Source organism: Rhizobium sp. S163 (assembly GCF_030380805.1).
Lineage (GTDB): Bacteria > Pseudomonadota > Alphaproteobacteria > Rhizobiales > Rhizobiaceae > Rhizobium.
This window is the reverse complement of sequence record NZ_JAUDSA010000003.1, coordinates 1171315-1196571: the sequence shown is the minus strand read 5'-3', so window position 1 is coordinate 1196571 and position 25257 is coordinate 1171315. Positions and strand designations below refer to the sequence as shown.

Sequence of the window (25257 nt, the reverse complement as noted above, 5' to 3'; positions counted from 1 at the left end):
TGCCCCCCACTCAAACCCCAAGCCTATCCTTCGCCACCAGCGCCCCATGCTCGCTCACAACCCGGGCCGCGACCTTGGCGGCGAAGCGGGCGGATGCGGGGGCGTTCCGGGTTTCGAGATAGCGGGCGATGAAGGCGCCGTTGAAGCTGTCGCCGGCGCTTGTCGTGTCGACGACCTGCTCGACCCGCTCGGAGGGCACGAAGGTCTCTTCGCCGTCGAAATCGAGCGTTATGCCGTCGGCGCCGTTCTTGACGACGACGTCGCGGACGCCGAGCGCGCGGTAGCGGTGGATGGTCGCCTCGATCGAGACGTCGCCGAAGTGCAGGGCCTCGTCCTCGAAGCTCGGCAGCACCATCGATGCGGCGCGCGCGCCTTCGCTGATGGTCGCGTGCATCTCGTCATAGCCGGACCACAGGCGCGGGCGGATGTTGGGGTCGAAGGCGACCAGCTTGCCGGATGCCTTGGCGCGGCGTGCCTCGGAGAGCAGCGTGTCGGCGTCGTCACGCGAGAGGATCGCGAGTGTGATGCCGGAGAAATAGACGACGTCGGCGCCTTCGATCGCCTGGCGCAGGAAGTCTGGATCGGCGGCGAGCTGGCGGGCGGCGGAGTTGTCGCGCCAGTAGCTGAAGGAGCGTTCGCCATCCTTCAGGCTGATCATGTAGAGGCCGGGGGCCTTGCCCTTGATGCGGCGGATGCTTTCCGTGCCGATGCCGGCTTCGGCGAAGAAGGCGACCATCTCGTCGGACATGGCGTCGTCGCCGAGCGCGGTGCAGTAATCGACCGACCAGTCTTGAGGAAGGCAGGCGCGGGCATACCAGGCGGTGTTCAGCGTATCGCCGGCAAAGCCTTTGCGCAGCAGCCCGGCGCCGGCCTGCGACAGCTCCACCATGCACTCACCGATCGATAGAAAACGTCCGCCCACTGCCTGCCTCCCAGATGTTGCGTGTTCGCTGATACGCGCCGCGCGCGACGCTGACAAGCGCGGATTGGCCCGATGTCGCGATGTGCGGCTCGCTCGATGCCGGCGGGTTGGCCGGTGTCTTTGCAACTGGCGCGCAAAAAGACGTGAGCGCGGTTGTCTTTTGCTTTCTGCGCTTTAGTCTCGGCATGGACACGAACAACGGTAGGGATCGGCGACAGATGGTGGTTCGGACGGGCGGGAATGCGGACTGGTGGCGGGGTGCTGTTGTCTATCAGGTCTATCCGAGATCGTTTCAGGATACGAATGGCGACGGGCTCGGCGATCTCAAGGGCATCACCAGGCGTCTGCCCTATATCGCCAGCCTTGGCGTCGACGCGATCTGGCTCTCGCCCTTCTTCAAGTCGCCGATGGCCGACATGGGCTACGATGTCTCGGACTATTGCGATGTCGACCCGATCTTCGGGACGATCGCCGATTTCGACGAGATGATGGTGGCCGCGCATGCGCTGGGTCTGAAGGTGATCATCGACCAGGTGATCTCACACACGGCGGATGTGCACCCCTGGTTCGTCGAAAGCCGCTCCAGCCGCACCAACGACAAGGCGGACTGGTATGTCTGGGCCGATCCGAAGCCGGATGGGACGGCGCCGAACAACTGGCTGTCGATCTTCGGTGGACCCGGCTGGGAATGGGACGGCGTGCGCCGGCAGTATTACCAGCACAATTTCCTCACCTCGCAGCCGGATCTGAACTTCCACAACGCGGATGTTCAGGACGCGCTTCTGAAGACGGTAAAATTCTGGCTCGACCGTGGGGTCGACGGCTTCCGGCTGGATACGGTCAATTACTACTTCTGCGACAAGCTCTTGCGCGACAACCCCCCGCACGAGCCCGATACCAGCGATGGCGGGCTGGATGCGCCGGATACCAACCCCTATGGCATGCAGAACCACCTCTACGACAAGACGCAACCCGAAAACATCGGCTTCCTGCAGCGTTTTCGCGCGCTGCTCGACCGTTACGAGGGGCGCACGACGGTCGGCGAGGTGGGCGACGGTGCGCGCTCGCTGAAGACGGTGGCAGCCTACACCACCGGCGGCGACAAGCTGCACATGTGCTACACCTTCGACCTGCTTGGCCCGGAGTTCACCGCCGCCCATATCCGCAACTGCGTCGATGCCTTCCAGACATCCGTAGCCGATGGATGGGTCTGCTGGGCCTTCTCCAACCACGACGTCAACCGCCATCTCAGCCGTTTCGCCAAGACGGTCGAGGAGCGGCCTGTCGTCGCCAAGCTGGCGATCTCGGTGTTGGCGGCACTGCGCGGCTCAATCTGCCTCTACCAGGGCGAGGAGCTCGGTCTGCCGGAAGCCGATCTCGCTTTCGAGGATCTGCGCGACCCCTACGGCATCCGCTTCTGGCCGGCCTTCAAGGGCCGAGATGGATGCCGCACGCCGATGCCCTGGGAAGCGGCCAAGGCGCATGCCGGCTTCACCACGGCCGAAAAATCCTGGCTGCCGGTGCCCTATGAGCAGGCGGCGCTCTCGGTTGATGTGCAGGAAGGCGATGCGCATTCCGTGCTCACCCACTACCGCGACACGCTGGCCTTCCGCAAAAAGCATCCGGCGCTGATCGACGGGGCGATGACCTTCCTCGACACCAACCAGGATTTGCTGGTGTTTACCCGGAAGAAGGAGGGCGAGACGCTGCTGTTTGTGTTCAACCTGACGCGGGAGCGGGCGGCGTTCGGCTTGCCTGCGGGGATGGTGCTCGGCGAACGGCTGGAGATGCCCGGGGCGGGTGGAACGGTTGACGGCGGCAAGGTGGTGCTCGGGGCGCTGGATGGCTTCTGCGCGCGGCTTGGCTAATCCCCGTCCAACGTCGTTTCCTCGACGAAGACAGGCTGTCCGTCGAAGGTCAGCGAAAACTGTCCGCGCCCGGTCGGCACCAGCTGGATGGGCGAGATCTTGTCGGCGAGGCGGCGGCGCAGGAGGAGAAGCCGGGTCTCAAGATTGTCCTTGAATTCGGGAAGCCTGAGCGATGTGGAGAGGCGCAGTTCGCGGTTGGTGAAACCGGTACGGCCGCTCTCCACATGGGCGCGCAGCATGTGGTTCAGCAGCCGGCCGGCAATGCCCTTGATGATGTATTCGTCGGCAATGAAGATGCTGTCGTCGAAGGCGTAGTAGCGGATTTCGATCCGGTGGGTGTTCTTCCCCGGCGGCTGCCCTGATGGCGCCGGCTTCTGGTCTTCCGGCAATGCCTGCGACAGGGCGATGACACCGGCCAGATGCTGGGCCGCAAGCGTCAGCGCTGCCTCCTGCACTGCTGTAAAGGCAAGCCTTCGGCGGCTTTCGGCGCCGAGAACGCCGATGAGGTGACCGCCTGAGATCATCGGCACGGCAATTTGGCTCATGGTCTCGGCATCCATCGGCGGGGCGATGGTGCGGGTCAGATTTTCATTCTCGGCCGATGCCTTGACCGCGGCGCTGTAGCGTCGCGCCCGGCTGAGATCGCTGATCTTGACGATATCCCGCTCACGGGCCGCACTGCCGAAGACGCCGTCTCCGAAGGCGATCTCGGAGCCGACGCCCGATCGCTCGTAGCCCAGGCTGCCCGCCGTCGCGAGCTGGCCGCTGTTTTCGTCGGCGAGAAACACGACGGTCTGGTCGCATCCAAGCGTGTCGCGCATCCATTCCAGCGTCGCGTCAAGAGCGGTGTCGATATGGGCGGGAAGGTGGGCGAGTGTCATGGCGAGGCTGGCGGTTGCCTCGAGCAGCGGTTCGCGCGCGACCGGTTCGATCGGGGCTGCCACGGGCGAGGGGTAGATCGTGATATCGACCACCCGGAAGATATCGACGCCGCGAAGCCGCATGATGCCGGTCATGCCGACCTGCGCGCTCGTCGCATCGAGTTGGGTCGAAACGCGGTTGAACAGCGGACCGTCGAAGACGGTCTTCTCATAAACCGCGCGCAACCGGCACTGGCCGCCACGGGCGCCATCGACCAGCAATATGGCTGCCTTCGGGTTTTCCGCGAGATTGGCCATTGTCGTGTTGAAAAACTGGTTGGAGAGGCCGACGCGCTCGCCGTCCACCAGCACGACATGCGAGAGGTAGGAGACATTGGGAATGCCGTTCGCCGAGGAAGTAGCGATGATCGAGGGGACGATGCCCTCGAAGAAGGTTTCCATATCGCGTAGCCGCAGCGCGATCTCCTTCATTCGGGCGCTCCGATCAGCGCGCCGGCGCTGCTGCCGGGTGTCTTGATGGAGATGGTTCGGACATCGAGTATGGCGGTGGCGAGATCGCGGGATGTCAGCCAGACCTCGATCATCGACGAGGGGACGCCCTGCTCGGCGAGCGCTGCGGTGACGCCGGCGATATAGCGCTCGCAGAGCGCGTGGTCGTCGTCGGTGGCGGCGCGCAGGCTGGCGCTGCCCTTCAGTTGCAGCGAGCGATAATCGGACGGGCGCACGAAGGTGAAGGCGGCTTGCCCGGTCTCGATTATGTTGGCGAGCGTATCCGGCCACTGCCAACCGGAGATCAAGACTTCGATGGTTTCGCCACTCGGCAGGACGCGGCAGCCGACGCCGCGGCCGACATCGGGCTGGTTGGCACTATCGCTGGTGCCGACGATCATCATGACAGGGCCGGCAATGAAACCGGCGATTTCCTCATCGAAACGCACACCCGACCGATCCCCCAGATGTCCCCGCCGCCAGCATAAGCGAGGGGCTGGGCCGTTAGCAAACTTTTAGGGAGCGGTGGCAAATGGGCGACGGTACAAGCTAGGTGTCACACCAGATGAGGGATCAGGACATGTTTGACTTCGACCAATATGCGAGGCGGATCGGCCTCAAGGACATCGACATCACGCCGGCCGGGCTCACCGCCCTGCAGCGGGCGCAGCTTGCCGCCATTGCATTCGAAAGCATCGACCCGTTTCTCGGCCGGGTTCCGAGCCTGCAGCACGCCGATATCTGGAACCAACTCGTCGAGAAGAAGCGCGGGGGATATTGCTTCCAGCTCAACTGGCTGTTCGGCGAGGCGCTGAAGCATCTCGGGTTCGAGGCGCGGCCGATCCTCGGGCGGGTGCGCATGGGCGCGCCGGTCGGCGGCATCAGGGCGCATCTCGCCTGGATCGTGACCATCGGCGGGGAGGAGTGGCTGGCGGATGCAGGCTTCGGCGGGCCGGGACCGCGCGATCCGGTTGCCATCCGGCCCGGCGAACAGCTGATCGGCGGCATGACCTTTCGCCTGCGGGACGACACGGCAACCGGCGAGCTGGTGCTGGAATGGCAGGGGCCGGACGGATGGTTCCCGCTCTTCGGCTTCGATGAAAGCCCGTTTACGCAGGCCGATCTCGAAGGCGCCAACCAGCTTTGCACCGTCTGGGCGGCGCTGCCGTTTCGCGACAACCTGATGATGAGCATCCGCCTGCCGGATGCCGATGTGGCTTTGATGAACCGTGGCCTCCGGCGCTCGGGCGCGCAGGAAACGAAGAGCCTGCAGATCGGATCGGCCGACGAGCTGGCGACCTCTCTGCGTGATCTCTTCGGTCTCGATTGCGAGCCGGAAACCGTGGCGCGGATCTGGTCAAGGCTCGACACGCCGGTGCGGGCTGCCGCCTGAACCGGAAGGTGGTCTTCTTTCCACGTGGATGTCAGATCAGCCTGAACTGATCGACATCCACCATGCCCCTGTCCGAGATCTTCAGATGCGGGATGACGGGCAGCGGCAGGAAGGCGACCTGGAGGAAGGGTTCTTCGAGGGTCGTGCCAAGGGCGTAGGCTGCCTTTCGCAGGTCGTGCAGCGTGTCGCGGACGGTTTCGTAGGGTTCGAGGCTCATCAGGCCGGCGAGCGGCAGGGGGATTTCGCCGGTGACCTTGCCGTCCTCGACGACGACGAAGCCGCCCTTGATTTCGCCGAGCCGGTTGGCGGCCATGGCCATGTCGTCTTCCGAGACGCCGACGACGCAGATGTTGTGGCTGTCATGGCCGACGGTGGAGGCGATCGCGCCCTTTTTCAGGCCAAAGCCCTGGACGAAGCCGTTGGCGTGGTTGCCGTTCTTGCCGTGGCGCTCGATGACGGCGACCTTGATGATGTCGTTGTCGAGATCGACTGCCGTCTGGTTGCCCTTGACCGGCAGGCGATAGCGGCGGTGCTCGGTGATGATCTTGCCCGGCATGACGCCGATGACGGGCGTTTCGCCATCGGCAACCGGCACGCCGAAGTGGGCGGCGTTGACCGGCCTCGCCTTGACGCTGTCGAGGCCGACGGGGGCGATGGGCTTGCGGGTTTCGAACAGCTCCGAGGTGACCTTGCGGCCGGCGGAGAAGACCATCTCGGCCTTGCAGTTTTCGAGGCTGTCGAGGATGGCGAGATCGGCGCGCCAGCCGGGGGCGACGAGGCCCCGGTCGCGCAGGCCAAAGGCGCGGGCGGCGGAGATCGAGGCGGCGCGGTAGATGGCGAGCGGCTCGACGCCGTTTTTGATCGCGGTGCGGATCATGTAGTCGAGATGGCCCTGCTCGGCGATATCGAGCGGGTTGCGGTCGTCGGTGCAGAGCGCCAGATGCGGCGACAGGCGCTCGGTTATGATCGACATCAGCGCGTGCAGATCCTTGGAGACGGAGCCTTCGCGCACGAGGATGTGCATGCCCTTGCGGATCTTCTCCAGCGCCTCTTCGGCGCTGGTGCATTCATGCTCGGTGCGGATGCCGGCTGAGAGATAGCCGTTGAGGTCGTTGCCCGAGAGAAGCGGGGCGTGGCCGTCGATATGCGCTCCTTGAAATGCTGCGAGCTTGGCCATGCAGACGGGATCCTTGTGGATCACGCCGGGGAAGTTCATGAATTCGGCAAGGCCGATGACCTTCTCGTGGTCGCGGAAGGGCAGGAGCTTTTCGATCGGCAGGTCGGCGCCTGATGTTTCCAGATGCGTGGCGGGGACGCAGGAGGAGAGCTGGACGCGGATGTCCATGATGGTTTGTTCGGCCGACTCCAGGAAGTAGCGGATGCCTTCTTCGCCGAGCACGTTGGCGATCTCGTGCGGGTCGCAGATCACGGTCGTGACGCCATAGGGGAGCACGCAGCGGTCGAACTCGTGCGGGGTGACGAGCGAGCTTTCGATGTGGAGATGCGTGTCGATGAAGCCGGGGACGACGATCTTGCCGGATATGTCGATCTCGGTCTTGCCCACGTAATCCCCGCAGGTGCCGACGATGGTGTCGCCGGAGATGGCGATGTCTGACTGAACCAGTTCGCCCGTCACCAGATCGAAGAACCGCCCGCCCTTGAGCACGATATCGGCCGGCTCGCGGCCGGTTCCCTGGTCGATGAGGCGTTCTAGTCTTTCGGTCATGGGGCTCTCTGGTTCGGTGTCGTTGGGCGGCCACTCTAGAGAGGCGGGCGCTCGATGGGAAGGCGCGGATCGGTCTTGTCCTCGTCCATGCCGTCGCAGGGCTAGTCCCGTTCCGGGGTGGCAGGGTTGGGTCTATTCGGTCTTGCCGAGGGCGCCGATCAGCGTGTGGATCTGCTGGTTCAAGGTTGCGATCTCGGTCAAGGTCATGCCGGAGCGGCTGAGCAGCGTGTCGCCGAGGCATTTGCTGCGGGCGAGCATGTCGCGGCCCGCTGATGTCAGGAAGACGTTCACCTGGCGTTCGTCCTGGGTCGAGCGGCGACGTTCGAGGAGGCCCGCCTGCTCCAGGCGCTTGACCGGCGGGGTGATGGTGCTCGATTCCAGCGACAGGCGATCGGCGATGGCGCCGATCGTTGCACCATCCTGCTCGCCCAGCACATTCAACACCAGATATTGCGGATAGGTGATGCCCATCTCGTCCAGCATCGGCTTGTAGGTGCGGTTGATGGCGAGGCTCGCCGCGTAGAGCGAGAAGCACAGCTGGTCGTCCAGCGGCGGCGTGGTGGTGCCGGAGGCGGGGGGCTTGGCAGAGCCCATATGGGAAGCGTGTATCTGGTCGGTCATGCCGAGGCTCCATCTGTCTGTCCAGATATCATTACCATAAAAATGATATCGCGATAATCTTTTTCGTAGACAAGAAAATCTGAGGTGCTATGAATATGTTTATCGCGATATCGATTATCGCGAAAACAAATGGAGATGAAAATGACTGACGACATCCAAAATGCCTCAAGACGGCATGTTATGGTCGCAGGGCTCGGCCTCGTCGCGACGGCCGCTGCCGCCTCCTTCACCAATTCGGCTGAAGCCGCGAGCCACAAGCATTCCGCAGCCGCCAACCAGAAGACCGCTCATTCGACAGGTAAGGACAAGAACGCCATGACCAGCAGCTACATCACCACCAAGGACGGCACGCAGATCTTCTACAAGGATTGGGGCACCGGTCAGCCGATCGTGTTCCATCACGGCTGGCCGCTTAGCGCCGACGACTGGGATGCGCAGATGCTCTACTTCCTCGGCAAGGGCTACCGGGTGATCGCGCATGACCGTCGCGGCCATGGCCGCTCCAGCCAGCCGGGCCACGGCAACGACATGGACACCTACGCGGCCGATGTCGCCGAGCTTGCCGAACATCTGGATCTGAAGAATGCCATTCATGTGGGCCATTCGACCGGTGGCGGCGAAGTCACGCGCTATGTCGGCAATTATGAAAGCCGGGGCCGGATTGCCAAGGCGGTGCTGATCGGCGCGATCCCGCCTGTCATGCTGAAGTCCGACAAGAACCCCGGCGGCCTGCCGCTTGAGGTGTTCGATGGCTTCCGCACGTCCATTGCCGCCAACCGGGCGCAATTCTATCGCGACATCCCCGAAGGTCCGTTCTACGGCTTCAACCGGCCGGGCGCCAAGGTCTCGCAGGGCGTGATCGACAATTGGTGGCGGCAGGGGATGATGGGCAGCGCCAAGGATCAGTATGATTGCGTCGCTGTGTTTTCCGAAACCGATTTCACCGACGATCTCAAGAAGATCAAGGTTCCGGTTCTCGTCATGCATGGCACTGATGACCAGATCGTGCCGATCGCCGATTCGGCGCTGCTTGCCGCCAAGCTTTTGAAGAACGGCACGCTGAAGACCTATGACGGCCTGCCGCACGGCATGGCGACCACGCATGCCGAGATCATCAACGCCGATCTCCTGAAATTCTTCCAGGCCTGATCGAGGCCGGCTGCCACCAAGGTTATTTCTAAAGATCCGCAAACGAAAACCGGGCGCCCGCGAGGGCGCCCGGTCTGTATTTGATCGCAGAGGCGAGCCGAATTACTCGGCGGAGACGATCTTGCCGGCTTCCCACTTGTAGAGGGAGAAGCTCTGCGAGGTCAGGTCGCCGGTTTCGCCGTAGGTGAGCTTGCCGATGGCGGTTGCGATCGGCTCGCCGGCCTTCAGCGCCGTTGCGACGGCTTCGGAATCTTCGGCGCTTTTCGCCTTTTCGATGCCGGCCTTGATGACTTCGACGGCGGCGTAGGCGTTCAGCGTGAAGGCTTCGGCCGGGATGCCCTTGGCCTTCAGTGCGTCGGCGGCGGCCTTGGAGTCAGGGCTCTTGGTGGCGTCCACGGCGTTGGTGAAGATGGTGCCGGCGGCAGCATCCGTGCCGATGTTCCAGAACTCGGTGTTCGAGAGGCCGTCGCCGCCGATGATCACGACATTGACCTGCAGGTCATGCAGCTGGCGGGCGAGCAGGCCGCCTTCCGGGTGGTAGCCGCCGAAATAGACGACGTCGACCTTCTCGGCCTTGAGACGCGTGGTCAGCGCGCTGAAATCCTTGTCGCCGGGCGAGAGCGCGTCGTCGAGGACTTCCTTGATGCCGCCGGCGTTGATCGTTGCCTTGAAGTTGTCGGCGAGACCCTTACCGTAAGCGCCCTTGTCGTTGATGATGGCGATGCGCTTGTCCTTGAAGTTCTTCAGGACATAGTTGGCGGCGACTTCGGCCTGCTGGTCGTCGCGGCCGCAGGTGCGCAGAACGTTGGCGAGGCCACGCTTCGTCAGGTCGGGAGCCGTTGCGGTCGGGGTGACCATCAGGACGCCGTTTTCAGCGAAGACGTCGGAAGCCGGGATGGCGACGCCCGAGGTGACCGGGCCGACGACGAAGCGGATGCCGTCGCCGACGAGCTGGTTGGCGGCCGAAACGCCCTGCTTGGGTTCGCCGGCGTCGTCAGCGGTCTTCAGCACGACCTTCTCGCCGAGGATGCCGCCGGCCTTGTTGATTTCGTCAACGGCGGTCTGGGCGCCGTTCTTCACCTGGTCGCCGTAAGCGGCAACCGGGCCGGTCAGCGGTGCGATCAGGCCGATGGTGATATCGGCATGCGCCAGCGGCGCGAAAGAGATGGAGGCAACCAGCGCCGCCGTCAGGGTCTTCAGGGTCATTTTGTCTCTCCTTGGATGGGTCTTCGACCCGCGACTGTCCTGCCGCTGCGATCAATCCAGGCCATACAAACACCCATTTCCGGATGTGCCAAAGACGACGGACTGCGCGCGGCAAACGCGTCCATCCGGCCATGTTTGGCTCGAAGGACGCATGGCAAGTTTATTAGGAATTTCGAGGTGAATGCGCAAGAAGATAAAGAAACGCGGCCGGGTTTTGCCATGATCGGCAAAAATCGCGCCGGTTTTGGCAAAGTTGGATCAAGTTTTCGCGATTTTGGAGCGGTCGCGGCGGCGGCTCAGTCGCGTGTCTCGGACTTGAGCGCACAAAAAAGGATCGGCAAACCAGAGGTCGCCGATCCATCAATATCAAATGGTGCTAAAAACAGTCAGCCGCTCCATTGAGAAGCGACCAGAAACAACGTGATGTGGGAAATCAGGCCGCGGACTTGGCGCGGACGGGTTCGGCGTAGATCTGCGTCAGGGTCTCGAGAATGCGAATGACCTGATCGGACGTGCTGGAATAGTAGATCGTCTGTGCGTCGCGGCGGGTCTTGACCAGCTTCTGGGCGCGCAGCTTGGAGAGGTGCTGCGACAGTGCCGACTGGCTGAGGCCGACTTCGGTGGCCAGCGCGCCAACGGGGATCTCACCCTTGACGAGATTACAGAGGATCAGAAGTCGCTTGGGATTTGCCATTGCGGACAACAGTGCGGCGGCAACATTCGCGTGAGCGGTCAAATCAATTGTGTCCATAATCATCTTCCCATGGAAACGGAATTCAAAAAAACGTCTGCCTGAAATTGCCGACGCTGAAAACTAGCAAGAGGGGTTCAAGATTGTATATAGCTAAATTTCAGGTATTGAGTATTTCATGTTAGATATATGTGAATAAAGTTCAACGCGGCTGCTGACAGGTGTGTCAAACTCGTGTCGCACTAGCAAATCGCCCGAAATCACATCAAAACCGGCGCAATCGACTCCACAAATAGCCCATTTGGTGCCCGTACGGGCTTTATGCGCGATCGCTGTTTTCCTTGCCAAATCCGGCTCCAGGGCTAGCAAATCTTGCACTACCTCGGCAGCGCTTTCCGCGAGTTCTTCGTTGGCCGCGGAGCGGATGACCAGCTCCTCTCCATCAAGAATATAGGCGCGGCCGAAGCCGCCGTTGAGGCTGGCGCTCTCGGGAATCAGCCGGAAAAACCTGAAATCAGGGAAATCGACGTAGAGTTTCGCCTTGGAATGGCGGGCCAGAAAACGGTCACGAATGCGTGTGTGGGCCGTGCTGTCGCGTTCGACGGCTGCCGCGCGGCACTGAGTCGTCAGCCGCGCATAGGCCAGCGGGTCGCCCTTGCCGGGTTCGCCGGTCAGAAGCGAGGCGCGCGGATCGGCGTCGAGCGCACGGGTGTGCGCCGAGAGACCGGAGACGAGGATGACGGGAACGCCATCGAAATCGGTGCCGAGGAGCACGCGGCTGGAGAAGGGGAAGCCGGTCTTGGGGTCGAGGACCGCAATGGCGGCGTAGCGGGCGGAGCGGAGAAGAGTGCGCGCCAGCTTGCGCGCCTCTTCGTCCGTTTCCCTGATGACAGAAGCTTGATCTTTCATGTCCACTTTTCTGGCGCAAGCGGACGGTCGGATCAAGCCTGTTCTTTCTTCCTGTGCTGCGTCAGGCCGGCGACGACGTCCTGGGCGGAAATCGTGCCGATGATGGCGCCGTTTTCGACCACGCCGATGCTGCCCGGCTGGCGGGAGAGCGCGTCGAGAATATCGATCAGCGGGGTCTCGGCCTTGGCCGTGCCGCTGACGCTGGCGCCTGCCGCGGCATCGCCGAGGCCCGAATGCATGACGTCACGGGCGGTCAGCATGCTGATCGGGTTCATGTGCTGGACGAAATCGGCGACGTACTGGTCGGCCGGGTTCTTGACGATGTCCTGCGGCGTGCCGCACTGGATGATGCGTCCGCCTTCCATGATGGCGATGCGGTTGCCGATGCGGAAGGCCTCGTCGAGATCGTGGCTGACGAAGAGGATGGTCTTCTTCAGGCGGCGCTGGAACTCGAGCAGTTCATCCTGCAGGCGGGTGCGGATGAGCGGATCGAGCGCGGAGAACGGCTCGTCCATCAGAAGGATCGGCGCGCCTGTCGCAAAGGCGCGGGCAAGGCCGACGCGCTGCTGCATGCCGCCGGAGAGTTCGTTGACCTTGCGATCAGCCCATTTGGTCAGGTTGACCAGCTCGAGCTGTTCGGCCACGCGCTTCTTGCGCTCGCCCTCGGCCATGCCGGCGAGTTCGAGGCCGAAGCCGACATTGTCGGCGACCGTGCGCCACGGGAGCAGCGCGAACTGCTGGAACACCATCGAGACGGTGTGCATGCGCAGGTCCCGCAGGCCCTTGGCCGAGGTCTGGTAGGGATTGACCGGGCCTGATGCGGTGTTGACGGTGACCTCGCCGCGCACGACGGGAGCAAGCCCGTTGACGGCGCGCAGCAGGGTCGACTTGCCGGAGCCGGAAAGGCCCATGAGCACGAGAATTTCGCCCTCCTGGATTTCCAGCGAGGCGTCGGCGACACCGAGCACGAGGCCGGTTTCGGCGCCGATCTCGTCGCGGGTCTTGCCCTTGTCGGCAAGGGTGAGGGCGGCCTCCGGCTTGTCGCCGAAGACGATGCTGACATTGTCGAAGCGAACCGCGGTCATGCGCCGTCTCCTTCACCCGCCACGCGGAACATTCGGTCGAGGATGATCGCCAGGATGACGATGCAGAGACCTGCCTCGAAGCCCTTGGCGACGTTGACGGTGTTGAGCGCGCGCACAACGGGAACGCCGAGGCCGTCGGCGCCGACGAGTGCCGCGATGACGACCATCGACAGCGAGAGCATGATCGTCTGCGTCAGGCCGGCCATGATCTGCGGCGTGGCATAGGGAAGCTCGACCTTGCGCAGCACCTGCATCGGGGTCGCGCCGAAGGATTCGGCGGCTTCCACGAGCGAGGGCGGCGTCGAGATGATGCCGAGGCGCGTGAGGCGGATGGGGGCGGGGATGGCGAAGATCACTGTGGCGATCAGGCCGGGCACCATGCCGAGGCCGAAAAGGATAAGCGCTGGGATCAGATAGACGAATGTCGGAATGGTCTGCATCAAGTCGAGGATCGGCCGCAGCAGCGAATTCACCCAGGGGCGGCGGGCAGCCGCGATGCCGAGCGGAATGCCGACGATCATGCTGACGAAGGTGGAGGCAAGCACCAGCGCCAGCGTCGCGGTCGTTTCCTTCCAGTAGCCCTGGTTCATGATGAACAGCAGCCCAAGACAGGTGAAGACGGCGACGACGACCGAGCGCCTCAGCCAGTAGGCGATGGCGGTGATGGCCAGCACGACGATCAGCGGGTGCGGCTTCTGCAGGACGAACAGGATCCCGTCGATGACGTGGGACAGCACGAAGGCAAGCTGGTTGAAGAACCAGTCGGCATTGGAGGTGAGCCAATCCACGAAGGCTTTCGCCCAGGGACCAATGGGAATTTTAAAGTCGGTGATCCAGTTCAAGGGCGTGCCTATCCAGAAAGAACAACAACAGGGGCGAGGATAGCGAAAACGGGGTGGTCAGAGCCACCCCGTCTTTCGATATCAGAGGCCGAGGCTTTTCTTGACGGCGGCAACGCCGTCGCCGCTGCCGTCAAGCGTCTTGACGCCTGCGAGCCACGGCTCGATTGCCGTCGGATTGGCCTTCAGCCATTCCGTCGCGGCCTTTTCCGGCTCGTCGCCGTCGTTCAGGATCTTGCCCATGATCTGGTTCTCCATCGGGAGAGAGAAGACCATGTTCTTGAGCATTGTGCCGACGTTCGGGCATTCCGTCAGGTAATTGGCGCGAACGTTGGTGAACACCTTGGCGCCACCGAAGTCGGGACCGAAAACGTCGTCACCACCCGTGAGATAGGTGAGCTTGAAGTTTTCGTTCATCGGATGCGGCGCCCAGCCGAGGAAGACGACCGGCTTGCCGGCCTTCTCGGCGCGGGCGACCTGCGCCAGCATGCCCTGCTCGGAGGATTCGACGACCTCCATGCCCTTCATGCCGAAGGTATCCTTCTCGATCATGTTCATGACGAGACGGTTGCCGTCGTTGCCCGGCTCGATGCCGTAGATCTTGCCTTCGAGATCTTCCTTGTGGGCGGCGATGTCCTTGAAGTCCTTGATGCCGAGCTCAGCGCCCTTGGCGTTCGTCGCCAATGTGTATTTCGCGCCGGTCAGGTTCGGGCCGAAGGATTCGACCGACTTGTCGTCGATGAAAGGACGAACGTCCTTTTCCTGGGTCGGCATCCAGTTGCCGAGGAAGATGTCGATGTCCTTGTTCTTCAGCGACTGGTAGGTGACCGGTACGGAAAGAACCTTCACGTCGGGGGTGTATCCGAGACCCTTGAGGATCACGGATGCGGTTGCTGTTGTCGCGGTGATATCGGTCCAGCCCACATCCGACAGATGGACGGTGGAGCAGCTGGCGGGATCAGCGGAATATGCGGCGGTTGCGACAGAGAGTGCAGCAACGGCTGTGGCAGTGATCAGTTTGAATGCGCTTGTCGTTTTCATTTATAGACTCCCAGTCTTACGTTCCCAAGCCAATCACCAATAGCCGAGTTTTACAAGCGACCTCAGTGCGTTTGCGCCGCATTGCGGTATCCGATTGCGACGTGTCGTATTTAATGGATCGCTTGAATTTTGTCAGTTTTGAAGGGGTTTTCCGGCAATTTTCTGTGATTAACGATAGCCGGGGGTTTTCTTGATCGTATCCAGCTTTCAAGAAGCGGAGAGACGGAGAATGCAATGGCGAAGCTCTACTTCAACTACTCGACGATGAATGCCGGCAAATCGACGATGCTGCTGCAGGCCGCGTATAATTACGAGGAGCGCGGCATGCGCGTTCTTCTGCTGATCGCGGCGTTCGACGAGCGGGCGGGCAGGGGCGTGATCGGCTCGCGGATCGGGCTGCAGGCCAATGCGGTCGCCTTCGAGCAGGATGCCGATCTGTTGTCGCTGATCGCCGAGCAGGGGGCTGCGGGCGAGCCGATTGCCTGCGTCTTCGTCGACGAGGCACATTTCATGACGCGCGAGCATATCTGGCAGCTGGCGCGCGTCGTCGATCGGCTGAATATCCCCGTCATGGTCTACGGGCTGCGTACCGATTTCCAGGGCAAGCTGTTTCCGGCTTCGCAGGAGCTGATGGCGATTTCCGACGAGATGCGCGAAGTGCGCACCATCTGCCATTGCGGCCGCAAGGCGACGATGGTCGTGCGCCTCGACGGCAATGGCGCGGTGGCGCGGGAAGGGGCGCAGATCGAGGTCGGCGGCAACGAGAAATACGTGTCGCTCTGCCGCCGCCACTGGGACGACGCCATGAACGGCGAGTGGGTCGCCGAGGCTGTCGACTAAAGCGCTGCTTCCATTTGAGAATGAACGGCTCTAGTTTGACGGCATTCGATTCCCCGGGGATATCAGGTGCGCAAGCCTGTCTCGTTTGACACCACATTTGATGCTGCCAGTGCGATTGCCGACGAACTGCCGGTGAAGGTCAAGACCTGCGCCGATTTCGTCGGCGAGTTCGCGCGCCATCCTGGAGAGATCGACGACGAGCGCTTTCTGGTCGAAAACGAGCGCTTCCAGGGTTTCGCCGCTGATGCGAGGAACCTTGCGGAGCTGCTTGCCGAGCTGGTGGCGACGCTGGATGCGATGACGGTCAGGGTGTCGTCCGACCTCGACAGTTTCCGCGGGTTGACGGCGACCGAGCGGTTCATCGGGCATTTTTCGCGCCAGCGCATGTGGCGGCGCCACAGCAGCCGTGTCAGGGCCGCGCCCGTGGTCGAGCGGCTGCGCGACCTGATGGTGAAGTCCGACAGTGTCGCCGGGCTGATCACGCACCACCGCGCGGTCGTGCTCAGCGCCCACAAGGAGGCCGAGCGCAGGCTGGTCGATATCGTCGAGCGCCGGCGCCGATTGGTCGACGAGATCGACATCGCCCGCATCCGCATCAAGGAGCTCAATGCCAAGGCGCTGACGACGCAGGGGCGCATCGGCGTCTACGGCAGCAAGGCCGAGTGGGATCGGATGGAAGAGGAGCGCAGGGCGCTGAAGGCGCAGGCCGATGAGGTCTCCACCCGCGAGCACGAGCTGCGCGACGAGAGCCAGCGGCGCGAGCGCTTCATCGGGATCTTCCAGCTTCTGGTGGACGGGCTGAACACCGAGATCGGCCAGTGCAACACGCTGATGCGCAAGCTGATGATCGATACGGAAGAGCGTCTTCTGATTTATCAGGCGCAGGTGGATACCGATATTCCGGGCTCGAAGGTGCAGATTTCGTCCGAACTGTTTCCCAATATTGCAGATGCCATCGTTCTCTTCGAACGCGACATGTTGCTGCCGCAGGAGATCGAGCATCGCAAGCGCACCGCCGACGCGCAGTTCGGCAAGAAGTTTCCGGCCTATGCGCATCAGAACGAGGATGTGCCGGGCGCGCCTTTGATCGATACGATGAAGATCTCCTCGCGGCTGCGCTTCCGGATGCCGCGCCCATAGGCGTGCCGCCTCTAAACGGGGCCGAAGAAACAATAATATCAGCACGATGTTGCCGTTTCGGATGCGGATGCATATTTGAGGGCGAGTGAAACACGCGCTTTTGGATGCAGAGGGGAATGGGCGATGCTTGACGGAATCTCCGGTTTTTTCAGATCGATCGGCCGGGCGATTGGTCGTTGGGCGCGGTTTTTCGTGGCCTGGGCCTTCTGGCCGTTGATGGCCGCGCGCGGCTGGTATGGTCGGCGCAGCTGGCTGGTCAGGCTTCCCGTCATCGGCGTGCTAGCGCTGCTCATCCTGATGTACGGCTATTTCTTCGTTCAGACGCAGATGTGGACCGGCTTCAACCCGTCCTTCGTCGACCAGTACAAGCTTGCGGAGCGCAAGGTTCAGGTTGGCCAGGAAATTCCGCCCGCCGAGGGTGCGACCACGCCTGCGGCCAAGACCTGCCAGCGCTCGGCGATTGTCGACGTGACGGCCGATCTCACGGATTTCAACGTCAACCAGAACTCATGGATTTCCTCCATGCTGCTCTATCGTCTCGGCTTCTTCGGGATCGACTGGGACCACACGCCGTTTCTCGACAACAAGGCTTCGTTCCAGCGCGGTGTGAACCAGGCCCTGCGCCGCACCTCGGCGGAGCTCGTCGATACGCTGGGCCGCGTGCGCGGCACCTCCGGCATCAACAACGACCTGCAGAGCGCGCGTGGTAACCTGCAGTTTGACGAATACAGCTGGTATTTCGGGCTCAATCCCTTTGGCCCGAAGACGCCGACGCCGAGCTATTATCGCTCGGCGATCGACAGCCTTCGCAAGTTCAATACGGATCTCTCCAACTGCAACGCCGTCTTCGATACGCGCGCCGACAACCTCATCCAGTTCATCGACCGTATCGCCAACGATCTCGGCGGCACCGCCGACATGCTGGCGGAGCGCTCGGCCAACCATGCGAGCGGCTGGTTCGACACGCGCGCCGACGATCGCTTCTGGTTCGCCTATGGCCAGCTCTACGGCTATTACGCCATTCTGGCCGCCGCCCAGTCGGATTTTTCGCGGGTGATCGCCGAGCGCAATCTTGGCGCTCTCTACGGCGCGACCAATGCACAGTTCCAGGCTGCCTTGCGCATCCAGCCGGCGATTATTTCCAACGGCCGCGAGGACGGCTGGATCATGCCGAGCCATCTGGCGACCATGGGCTTCTATATTCTGAGAGTGCGCTCCAACCTCGTGGAGATGCGCGCGGTGCTCGGCCGATAAGGGCGAGCTTCATGGCGCGGCCATTGGCGCGCCAGGCGTGGCTTGGCGTCAGGTGATCAGCTTGTAGCGGATCGCCTTGGCGACCAGCTGGGTGCGGTTGACGCAATCGAGCTTCTTGATGGCGCTGGTCATGTAGGCGTTGACCGTGTGGTCCGACAGCGACAGGATCTGGCCGATCTCGATCGAGGTCTTGCCCTGCGATGTCCAGCGCACGACTTCGCGCTCGCGGGCCGACAGCGGCGGGTGCTCGTTGGTCTTGGCCGATTTCACCAGATTGAAGGCATCGAGCGCATGCAGCATCAGCATGTTGAGCTCGTTGACTTCCGCCTGGCCGAGCGGCGAGCGCGTGCCGGAGAACCAGAACAGCAGCCGCTGGTTATCTGCGGTATAGGCCGGGAAGGAGATACCTAGCCGCATGTCGAAGTCGGCTTTCAGCTCGCTGAATTCGGCGGGCAAAATGCCTGTCTTGTCGCAAAGGGTCCAATGCCTGGGCAGGGCCGAGGCGGCAACGCCAGTCGAAAACATCGGCAGCTGCATGAAGCGGGCGCGGTCGAACCTGCTGATATAATCGGCGGGAAGATTGCTTTCGATCAGCAGGGACTTGAGCAGGAAGCTTTCGGACGTCGGTGCGTCCATCAAAGTGGCGTACTTGAAACCGAAAGCCTCGGCGATGCGAACCAGAACTTGAGCGAATGCCGGCCTGGTCTTCACGGCTGCGATTTCAGCCGTCAATACTGACTGCCTCTCCGAGGTAGTTACGTACGACATTAACAATTTCCTGCGCGCCAACAACTTCAACCATAAGATCGACTATCTGATATATTTGCTAGTCGGAAATTGTGCAGCGCACATTGAATAGATTAATGTGTTATAATTTAAACACGAAAAATCTCTCATTGGTTGTTTTTAGATTTTTGTAAATCAACCTTTTGTCGATTTGGGTCGATGCGCTCACGAATTGAGCGTTGTGGCAAATGAAAAGGCAATGATTTGCCTTGCGCCATATGTCGCAGGCGACTTAGCCGCCCGCGAATCAGCCGGCTCTAGATTTTCGAGGTGTCTTTTGCCTTTTTCATCAGCTGCTCAAGGAAACCGAGCATGACGGCGGAGACGACGAAGGCGAGATGCATGGCTGTCAGCCACATGATCTTGCTGTCGGTGAACTGGTTCGAATTCAGGAAGACCTGCAGCAGGTGGATCGACGAGATGGCGACGATCGACGAGGCGACCTTGATCTTGAGGCTGCCGGAATCGAGCTTGCCGATGAAGGAGACATCGGTTTCGTTGTCGTCGAAGCGGCTGACGAAATTCTCGTAGCCCGAGATCATCACCATGACGATCAGGCTGGCGACAAGTGCCGCATCGATGAGGCCGAGCATGGCCAGGATCATCTCGCCTTCGTCATAGGTGAAGACGTTGATCGCCACCTTGGAGAACTTGTAGGCGAAGGAGATCGCGTAGACGGCCAGCGACAGCGCCAGGCCCAAATAGAAGGCGACAAGGATCCAGCGGCTGGACAGAATGATGCGCTCGACGATGAGCTCGAGTGATTTCATGGTTTACCCCCGTAAATGCTGAATCAATGCGTTGGTGATAGAGGTTGATGATGTGCTTGCGCAACCGGCGCAGGGTTCAAACTTTCGGTATATTTCACCATTGCGTTGGCATAAACGTGACCTTTGGACGATGAATATATCTGAGGGCGGCATGGCTGAGTATAAAACCGACATCGAGATCGCGCGCGCCGCGGTGAAGAAGCCGATCTACGAGATTGGCGACAGGCTCGGCATTCCGGCGGCGCAGCTCTCGCCCTATGGCCACGACAAGGCGAAGATCAGCGCCGAATTCACCGCCGCGCAGGCGGGCAAGCCCGACGGCAAGCTCATTCTCGTCACCGCCATCAACCCGACGCCGGCAGGCGAGGGCAAGACGACCACGACGGTGGGGCTCGGCGACGGGCTGAACCGGATCGGCAAAAAGGCCATGATCTGCGTGCGCGAGCCATCGCTCGGCCCCTGCTTCGGGGTCAAGGGCGGGGCGGCCGGCGGCGGCTATGCGCAGGTCGTGCCGATGGAGGATATCAACCTCCACTTCACCGGCGATTTCCACGCGATCACGGCGGCGCATAACTTGCTCTCGGCGATGATCGACAATCACATCTACTGGGGCAACGCGCTCGATATCGACGTGCGCCGCATCACCTGGCGACGCGTGATGGACATGAACGACAGGGCGCTGCGCGAGATCGTCGCCTCGCTCGGCGGGGTTTCGAACGGGTTTCCGCGCGAGAGCGGCTTCGACATCACCGTCGCCTCCGAAGTCATGGCGATCCTTTGCCTGGCATCGGACCTTCACGATCTGGAAGAGCGCCTCGGCAACATCATCATCGGCTATCGCTTCGACAAGACGCCTGTATTCGCGCGCGACCTGAAGGCCGATGGCGCCATGGCCGTGCTTCTCAAGGATGCGATGCAGCCGAACCTAGTGCAGACGCTGGAGAACAATCCGGCGCTGGTGCATGGCGGCCCCTTCGCCAACATCGCCCACGGCTGCAACTCCGTCATCGCCACCAAGACGGCGCTGAAGCTTGCAGACTACGTCGTGACCGAGGCGGGCTTTGGTGCCGATCTCGGCGCGGAGAAATTCTTCGACATCAAGTGCCGCAAGGCCGGGCTGAAGCCTGACGCGGCGGTGATCGTCGCCACCGTGCGGGCGCTGAAGATGAATGGCGGCGTGGGGAAGGGCGATCTCGGACGTGAGGATGTTGGCGCTGTGACGCGCGGCTGTTCCAACCTTGGCCGCCACGTCGCCAATGTCCGCAAGTTCGGCGTGCCGGTCGTGGTCGCCATCAATCACTTCGTTTCCGATACGGATGCCGAAGTGCAGGCGGTGAAGGCCTATGTCGCGCATCTCGGCGCCGAAGCCATCGTCTGCCGCCACTGGGCGGAAGGCTCGGCGGGCATCGAGGAGCTGGCGTGGAAGGTCGTCGAGATGGCCGAATCCGGCAACGCCAACTTCGCGCCGATCTATCCCGATGCCATGCCGCTCATCGAAAAGATCGAGGAAGTCGCCGCTCAGATATATCACGCCGGCGAAGTCAGCGTGCCGAAGACGGTGCGCGACCAGCTGAAGGTCTGGGAAGAGCAGGGCTATGGCGATCTGCCCGTCTGCATCGCCAAGACGCAATATTCCTTCTCGACCGACCCCAACCTGCGCGGCGCGCCGGAGGGGCACGTCGTTTCGGTGCGCGAAGTGCGACTATCGGCGGGCGCCGGCTTCGTCGTCGTCATCACCGGCGAGATCATGACCATGCCCGGCCTGCCGAAATCGCCGGCCGCCGAGCGTATCCATCTTAATGAGGATGGGGCGGTCGAGGGGTTGTTTTAGCTTCCTAGATCGCTTCAAGAGGTTCTGTTTCCGATTCACCCGGTCGCCACAAGCCGCTGACGCTATTGCCATTTTTCAATGGCAATAGCGATATCCGCCCTTGCGCTCGAGCACGTCGAGATGGAAGTGGGTCTCGTGGGCGGCGTCGCTTTCGGGGTCGAGCACCGTGGTGAAATAGAGGCAGCCGGCGGCGCTGACGGTGCGCTGGAAGGCGCCGATCAAGGTCGAATCCTCGCGCCTTGGCTTGACCGCGATATCCTCGCCTTTCTCGAAGCTGAAGCTTGCGATATCGACTGCGTTGCCACGCGCGTGTTCTGAGATCTTGCCGGTTTCGGCGCTGTTGCGCAGGCGGCAGATATAGGAGGAGGCCTGATTGATGGTGGTGATGCGACCCTGATCGGCGGCCGCAATGGCGGCGGCCGGGATGACCGTCCCCTTCATCCAGCGAGCAAGCGCCAGCGCCACCGGGCAGCGGAAGACGCCATCCGGCTTCAGCTTGATGCCGGGCAGGGCTTCCGTCACCTTGATCGGCTTGTCGATGCCGCAGCCATTGCCGTCGTCGATACGGCTGAGATCGGTGAAGACGACGCCGAGCGACTGCAGCTCCTTGACGCATTCGGAGTGGTCGGCATCGCTTTCCGGCTCGATCGTCAGATGCTGGGCCTCGAGCGTCTGCTTGTCGGGAAGGTTGGGGCCCTGCACCTCGCGCTTGGGCGCGGCGGCGTCCTTGCTCGTCGTGTCGGAGGAGGGGGCAGGTTTATCGCCGTCTGAGGTGTTCTCGCCGGGTTTCGTGTCCGGCTTTGGAACATCGGGGCTGGCGGCGTCGGGTTCTGCGACGTCTGGCTTAGTCTCCGGTTTAGGCTGCGGCTTGGGCGCGACATCGACGTTTGCTGGGTCGTCAGCCTGCTGTTCGACCTGCTTGTCGCCTGGTTTTACTTCCGGTTTGGGGCCGGTCTCGGGCAGGCCCGCGCCGGTCAATATGATGAGGCAGAGGAATGCCGTCGCGATATGGGCTGTTTTCTTCACGCATCCATCCATCGTTTCGGTCCCAGCCGTTAACAACGTTTGGAGGCGGATTTCGTTGCAATTTCGCAACGTTGATCTTCATCATGAAAACATGACTGTTCAAATCATGATATCTTGGCGGAATATATTGACAACCATACTCATGTTTTTTATGCGGCAAGAAGAAGGCGGAATTATTCGCCTGAACACCTAGCCAGCCCCTCCAAGCGCAGACGCGCGAAGACCAGCCAGCCCGGTACTTTTTTCATTGAGGGGTTGATTATGGTTATCCGACATTGGCGCTCGGCGCTTTTGGTGAGCGCGGCGTTTGTCTGCGCTGGTCCGGTCTCGCAGGCGCTGGCGCAGAGCGCGCAGACGACGACGCCGGCTGCAAATGCTGAGACGGACGAAAACGGCACGACGCTGCAGAAGATTGTTGTGAAGGGGAAGCGGGTGTCCCCGCCGGCGCCGGGCAGCGCCACCGACACGCCGCTGGCGACCGAGACGACGGCCGCTCAGATCGAGAACAAGCAGATCACCAGCATCAGCGATCTTGGCCGCATTGCCGAGCCGGGCGTCAACTTCAACCGCAACACGGGTGGCGTCAACATTCGCGGTCTCGAAGGTAGCCGCGTTCTGACCACTGTGGATGGCATTCCGCTGACCTTCCTTTCGGACGCGACACGCAGCGCGACCGGTGGTGTCGATACCTTCGACTTCTCTTCGCTCTCGGCTGTTGACGTTCTGCGCGGCGCCGATTCGAGCCGCGCCGGCGGTGGTGCGCTCGGCGGTGTCTTGGCCGTGCGCACGCTGGAGCCGGAAGACCTTATCGACGAAGGTCGCGATTGGGGCGGCATCGTCAAGTACACATATGACAGCTCCGACAAGAGCTCCTCGCCGTCTGCCGCCATCGCCAAGCGTATCGAGAACACCTCGATCATGTTCCAGGGCGGCTACAAGACCGGCAAGCAGACCGACAGCCAGGGAACCGTTGATACATACGGCCCGACCCGCACAGCGCCGAACCCTTCCGACTACGATCAGCATAACCTGCTGTTCAAGCTGCGCCAGCAGCTCGAAGGCGGTCACACGATCGGCCTGACGGCGGAAAGCTATCGCAAAGATCGTGATACCGACGCCAAGACCAACCAGCTGAGGGTTCTAACGTCGCGCGATCAGTATCTGCCCGGGAACTACTTCACCAACGACGCGTCGGCTCGCGACCGCGTCTCGCTGGACTACAAGTTCCAGTCCGAGAGCGACGACAGCCTCGTGGATTCTGCTTGGGCGTCGCTTTACTGGCAGGATCAGACGCGCGGAACCGGATATAACGGCTATCGCTCCACCTCGGTCATCGGTCCGATCGGTCGTCTGAACGACTATGACGAACGCGCGATCGGCCTCGTCGGCGCTTTGGAAAAGAACGTCGATACCGGTTACCTCGACCATAATTTCGTCTTTGGCTTCGACATCGCTCACATTACGAGCGAGCAGTATTCGTCGGGCTACGACAATTGCCCGGCACCGCTGCCTAGCGGCGCCTATCCGACCGGCTACTCCGCGTGCGCCAATCTGCACACCAACCAGGCTGACACACCAAAGGTTGAGACCGGCCGTATCGGCCTGTATCTCGACGACAAGGTCAGTTTCGGTGATACCGGCTTCTCGGTTACGCCGGGCGTGCGCTTCGATTGGGTCAAGCATGATCCGAAGATGACCGATGCCTTCGCCGACAACGCCAGCAATCCGGCGCTGCCGAACGGCTTCAACGATACGGCGATATCGCCGAAAATCCGGCTGGAGCAGGAAGTCAACGATCAGGTTCTGCTTTACGGTCAGTGGGCCATGGGCTTCCGTGCGCCGACTGCTGGTGAACTGTTCAGCACCTTCGGTGGTCCGGGTACATACCTGCGTATCGGCAATCCCAACCTGAAGTCGGAAACCAGCAATGGTTTTGAAGTCGGTGCCAAGCTCGGCGACGATGATCTCGGTGGCCGCGTGAACCTGTTCTACAACCGCTACCGCAACTTCATCGACACGACGAGTCTGAACGCCGCACAGGCTGCCGCTCTCGGCTACACGCTGTCGCAGTATCCGCAGGGCGGTATCAGCACCTATAACAACGTGGCGAACGCCGAGATCTTCGGTACGGAAATCTCCGTCCACAAGCGCTTCTCGAACGGCTTCCGCGCTCTGGCGGGCCTCGCTTATGCGGAAGGCAACAACCTCGATACGAAGACCTTCCTGCAGTCCGTGGCACCCCTTAAGGCCGTCGTCAGCGTCGGATACGACACCGAGACTTGGGGTGTTGGCCTCGATTGGACCGGCGTCAAGCATGCGCGGGGCCAGACCATCGGAACCGCGACGTCTACGAGCTACTTCAGCACGCCGGGCTACGGCATCGTCGACCTGACCGCGTGGTGGGAGCCCGAGCAGATCAAGGGTCTGAAGATCAATGCCGGCATCTACAATGTTTTCGACAAGACCTACTACGACTACGCCTCGGTCCGCACCGGTGGCTCGCAGCCTCGCGAATACTACTCCGAGCCGGGCCGCACCTTCAAAATCTCGCTGACCCAGCGCTTCTAAAACAATCGAAAGGGCGGCCTCCGGGCCGCCCTTTTTCGTGGCCGCATTCGCCTCTTGCGCTCTCTCTCATCTCACGCTAACAATTCCGCCCATGAACATGTCCTTGAACATCGCAATCTGGTGGTGGGCTCGCTAAGGCGGCCTCGACCAATCGTGTCCAAAGACGACGATGAGCCGCCCGGAAAACACCAGGCGGCTTTTTTTGTTTTTAAGGCCGCCTGT

23 protein-coding genes are annotated in these 25257 nt (G+C 61.8%); 9 read left to right on the top strand and 14 right to left on the bottom strand.

Annotated features, from left to right (window positions below; genetic code table 11):
- Positions 1–10: 10 nt before the first annotated feature.
- Positions 11–922, bottom strand: a complete 912-nt coding sequence (locus QTL96_RS06090; RefSeq protein ID WP_289727058.1) for a sugar kinase — start codon at positions 920–922, stop codon at positions 11–13.
- 218 nt (positions 923–1140) lie between these two features.
- Here QTL96_RS06090 and QTL96_RS06085 point away from each other — a divergent pair, with 218 nt between their 5' ends.
- The gene (locus tag QTL96_RS06085; protein ID WP_289727057.1) at positions 1141–2790 is read left to right on the top strand and encodes an alpha-glucosidase; all 1650 of its coding nucleotides are present in this window, start codon (positions 1141–1143) and stop codon (positions 2788–2790) included.
- Here QTL96_RS06085 and QTL96_RS06080 read toward each other — a convergent pair.
- Both QTL96_RS06080 and QTL96_RS06075 read right to left on the bottom strand, forming a co-directional pair.
- Entirely contained in the window at positions 2787–4142 is a 1356-nt protein-coding gene (locus QTL96_RS06080) for a GAF domain-containing protein (RefSeq protein WP_289727056.1), read from the bottom strand. The genes QTL96_RS06085 and QTL96_RS06080 overlap by 4 nt on opposite strands.
- A complete protein-coding gene (locus QTL96_RS06075) occupies positions 4139–4609 on the bottom strand; it encodes a pyridoxamine 5'-phosphate oxidase family protein (protein ID WP_289727055.1) in 471 nt (156 codons plus the stop codon). Before QTL96_RS06075 ends, QTL96_RS06080 begins: the two co-directional genes overlap by 4 nt.
- A 131-nt stretch (positions 4610–4740) precedes the next feature.
- Here QTL96_RS06075 and QTL96_RS06070 point away from each other — a divergent pair, with 131 nt between their 5' ends.
- Positions 4741–5553, top strand: a complete 813-nt coding sequence (locus QTL96_RS06070) for an arylamine N-acetyltransferase (protein WP_289727054.1) — start codon at positions 4741–4743, stop codon at positions 5551–5553.
- Between the two features lie 31 nt (positions 5554–5584).
- On the opposite strand, the gene ade is transcribed toward QTL96_RS06070, so the two are convergent.
- On the bottom strand, positions 5585–7279 hold the full coding sequence (gene ade / locus QTL96_RS06065) for an adenine deaminase (protein WP_289727053.1): 1695 nt from the start codon (positions 7277–7279) through the stop codon (positions 5585–5587).
- Positions 7280–7411: 132 nt separating this feature from the next.
- Positions 7412–7873, bottom strand: a complete 462-nt coding sequence (locus QTL96_RS06060) for a MarR family transcriptional regulator (protein ID WP_289727185.1) — start codon at positions 7871–7873, stop codon at positions 7412–7414.
- A gap of 342 nt (positions 7874–8215) precedes the next feature.
- On the opposite strand from QTL96_RS06060, the gene QTL96_RS06055 reads away from it, so the two are divergent.
- Positions 8216–9049, top strand: a complete 834-nt coding sequence (locus QTL96_RS06055) for an alpha/beta hydrolase (RefSeq protein WP_289727184.1) — start codon at positions 8216–8218, stop codon at positions 9047–9049.
- Positions 9050–9151: 102 nt separating this feature from the next.
- Here the strand turns inward: QTL96_RS06055 and QTL96_RS06050 are convergent, their stop codons facing one another.
- Positions 9152–10255, bottom strand: coding sequence for a branched-chain amino acid ABC transporter substrate-binding protein (locus tag QTL96_RS06050; RefSeq protein WP_289727052.1), 1104 nt, complete (start codon positions 10253–10255; stop codon positions 9152–9154).
- Between the two features lie 177 nt (positions 10256–10432).
- Between QTL96_RS06050 and QTL96_RS06045 the strand changes: the two genes are divergently transcribed.
- On the top strand, positions 10433–10657 hold the full coding sequence (locus tag QTL96_RS06045; protein WP_289727051.1) for a hypothetical protein: 225 nt from the start codon (positions 10433–10435) through the stop codon (positions 10655–10657).
- A 31-nt stretch (positions 10658–10688) separates the two neighbouring features.
- On the opposite strand, the gene QTL96_RS06040 is transcribed toward QTL96_RS06045, so the two are convergent.
- The 5 genes from QTL96_RS06040 to QTL96_RS06020 all read right to left on the bottom strand — a co-directional run bounded on the left by QTL96_RS06040 (position 10689) and on the right by QTL96_RS06020 (position 14820).
- On the bottom strand, positions 10689–11006 hold the full coding sequence (locus tag QTL96_RS06040; RefSeq protein ID WP_018897310.1) for a metalloregulator ArsR/SmtB family transcription factor: 318 nt from the start codon (positions 11004–11006) through the stop codon (positions 10689–10691).
- A gap of 93 nt (positions 11007–11099) precedes the next feature.
- Positions 11100–11855, bottom strand: coding sequence for a pyridoxamine 5'-phosphate oxidase family protein (locus QTL96_RS06035; protein WP_289727050.1), 756 nt, complete (start codon positions 11853–11855; stop codon positions 11100–11102).
- A 32-nt stretch (positions 11856–11887) separates the two neighbouring features.
- Complete coding sequence (gene choV, locus QTL96_RS06030; RefSeq protein WP_289727049.1) at positions 11888–12940, bottom strand: choline ABC transporter ATP-binding protein; 1053 nt, start codon at positions 12938–12940, stop codon at positions 11888–11890.
- Complete coding sequence (gene choW, locus QTL96_RS06025) at positions 12937–13782, bottom strand: choline ABC transporter permease subunit (protein WP_018897313.1); 846 nt, start codon at positions 13780–13782, stop codon at positions 12937–12939. The genes choV and choW overlap by 4 nt, the downstream gene beginning before the upstream one ends.
- A gap of 81 nt (positions 13783–13863) precedes the next feature.
- Positions 13864–14820, bottom strand: a complete 957-nt coding sequence (locus QTL96_RS06020) for a choline ABC transporter substrate-binding protein (RefSeq protein ID WP_018897314.1) — start codon at positions 14818–14820, stop codon at positions 13864–13866.
- A gap of 234 nt (positions 14821–15054) precedes the next feature.
- Between QTL96_RS06020 and QTL96_RS06015 the strand changes: the two genes are divergently transcribed.
- From QTL96_RS06015 to QTL96_RS06005, 3 genes are all read left to right on the top strand, one after another.
- The gene (locus tag QTL96_RS06015; protein ID WP_289727048.1) at positions 15055–15660 is read left to right on the top strand and encodes a thymidine kinase; all 606 of its coding nucleotides are present in this window, start codon (positions 15055–15057) and stop codon (positions 15658–15660) included.
- A 66-nt stretch (positions 15661–15726) separates the two neighbouring features.
- Positions 15727–16800: a hypothetical protein gene (locus QTL96_RS06010; RefSeq protein WP_289727047.1), complete on the top strand. Its 1074-nt coding sequence runs from the start codon at positions 15727–15729 to the stop codon at positions 16798–16800.
- Positions 16801–16923: 123 nt separating this feature from the next.
- Positions 16924–18054 carry a DUF2333 family protein gene (locus tag QTL96_RS06005; RefSeq protein WP_289727046.1) on the top strand — a complete coding sequence of 377 codons (1131 nt, stop codon included), beginning with the start codon at positions 16924–16926 and terminating at the stop codon, positions 18052–18054.
- Positions 18055–18102: 48 nt separating this feature from the next.
- Here the strand turns inward: QTL96_RS06005 and QTL96_RS06000 are convergent, their stop codons facing one another.
- Together QTL96_RS06000 and QTL96_RS05995 are read right to left on the bottom strand one after the other, a co-directional pair.
- Positions 18103–18822: a LuxR family transcriptional regulator gene (locus QTL96_RS06000; protein ID WP_113010309.1), complete on the bottom strand. Its 720-nt coding sequence runs from the start codon at positions 18820–18822 to the stop codon at positions 18103–18105.
- Positions 18823–19097: 275 nt separating this feature from the next.
- Entirely contained in the window at positions 19098–19610 is a 513-nt protein-coding gene (locus tag QTL96_RS05995) for a TIGR00645 family protein (RefSeq protein ID WP_111562912.1), read from the bottom strand.
- A gap of 151 nt (positions 19611–19761) precedes the next feature.
- Here QTL96_RS05995 and QTL96_RS05990 point away from each other — a divergent pair, with 151 nt between their 5' ends.
- Positions 19762–21441 (top strand): formate--tetrahydrofolate ligase, encoded by a 1680-nt coding sequence (locus QTL96_RS05990; RefSeq protein WP_289727045.1) that lies wholly within the window; start codon positions 19762–19764, stop codon positions 21439–21441.
- 75 nt (positions 21442–21516) lie between these two features.
- On the opposite strand, the gene QTL96_RS05985 is transcribed toward QTL96_RS05990, so the two are convergent.
- Positions 21517–22479, bottom strand: a complete 963-nt coding sequence (locus QTL96_RS05985) for an extensin family protein (protein ID WP_289727044.1) — start codon at positions 22477–22479, stop codon at positions 21517–21519.
- 249 nt (positions 22480–22728) lie between these two features.
- On the opposite strand from QTL96_RS05985, the gene QTL96_RS05980 reads away from it, so the two are divergent.
- On the top strand, positions 22729–25035 hold the full coding sequence (locus tag QTL96_RS05980) for a TonB-dependent hemoglobin/transferrin/lactoferrin family receptor (protein WP_289727043.1): 2307 nt from the start codon (positions 22729–22731) through the stop codon (positions 25033–25035).
- The last annotated feature ends 222 nt before the right edge of the window (positions 25036–25257 follow it).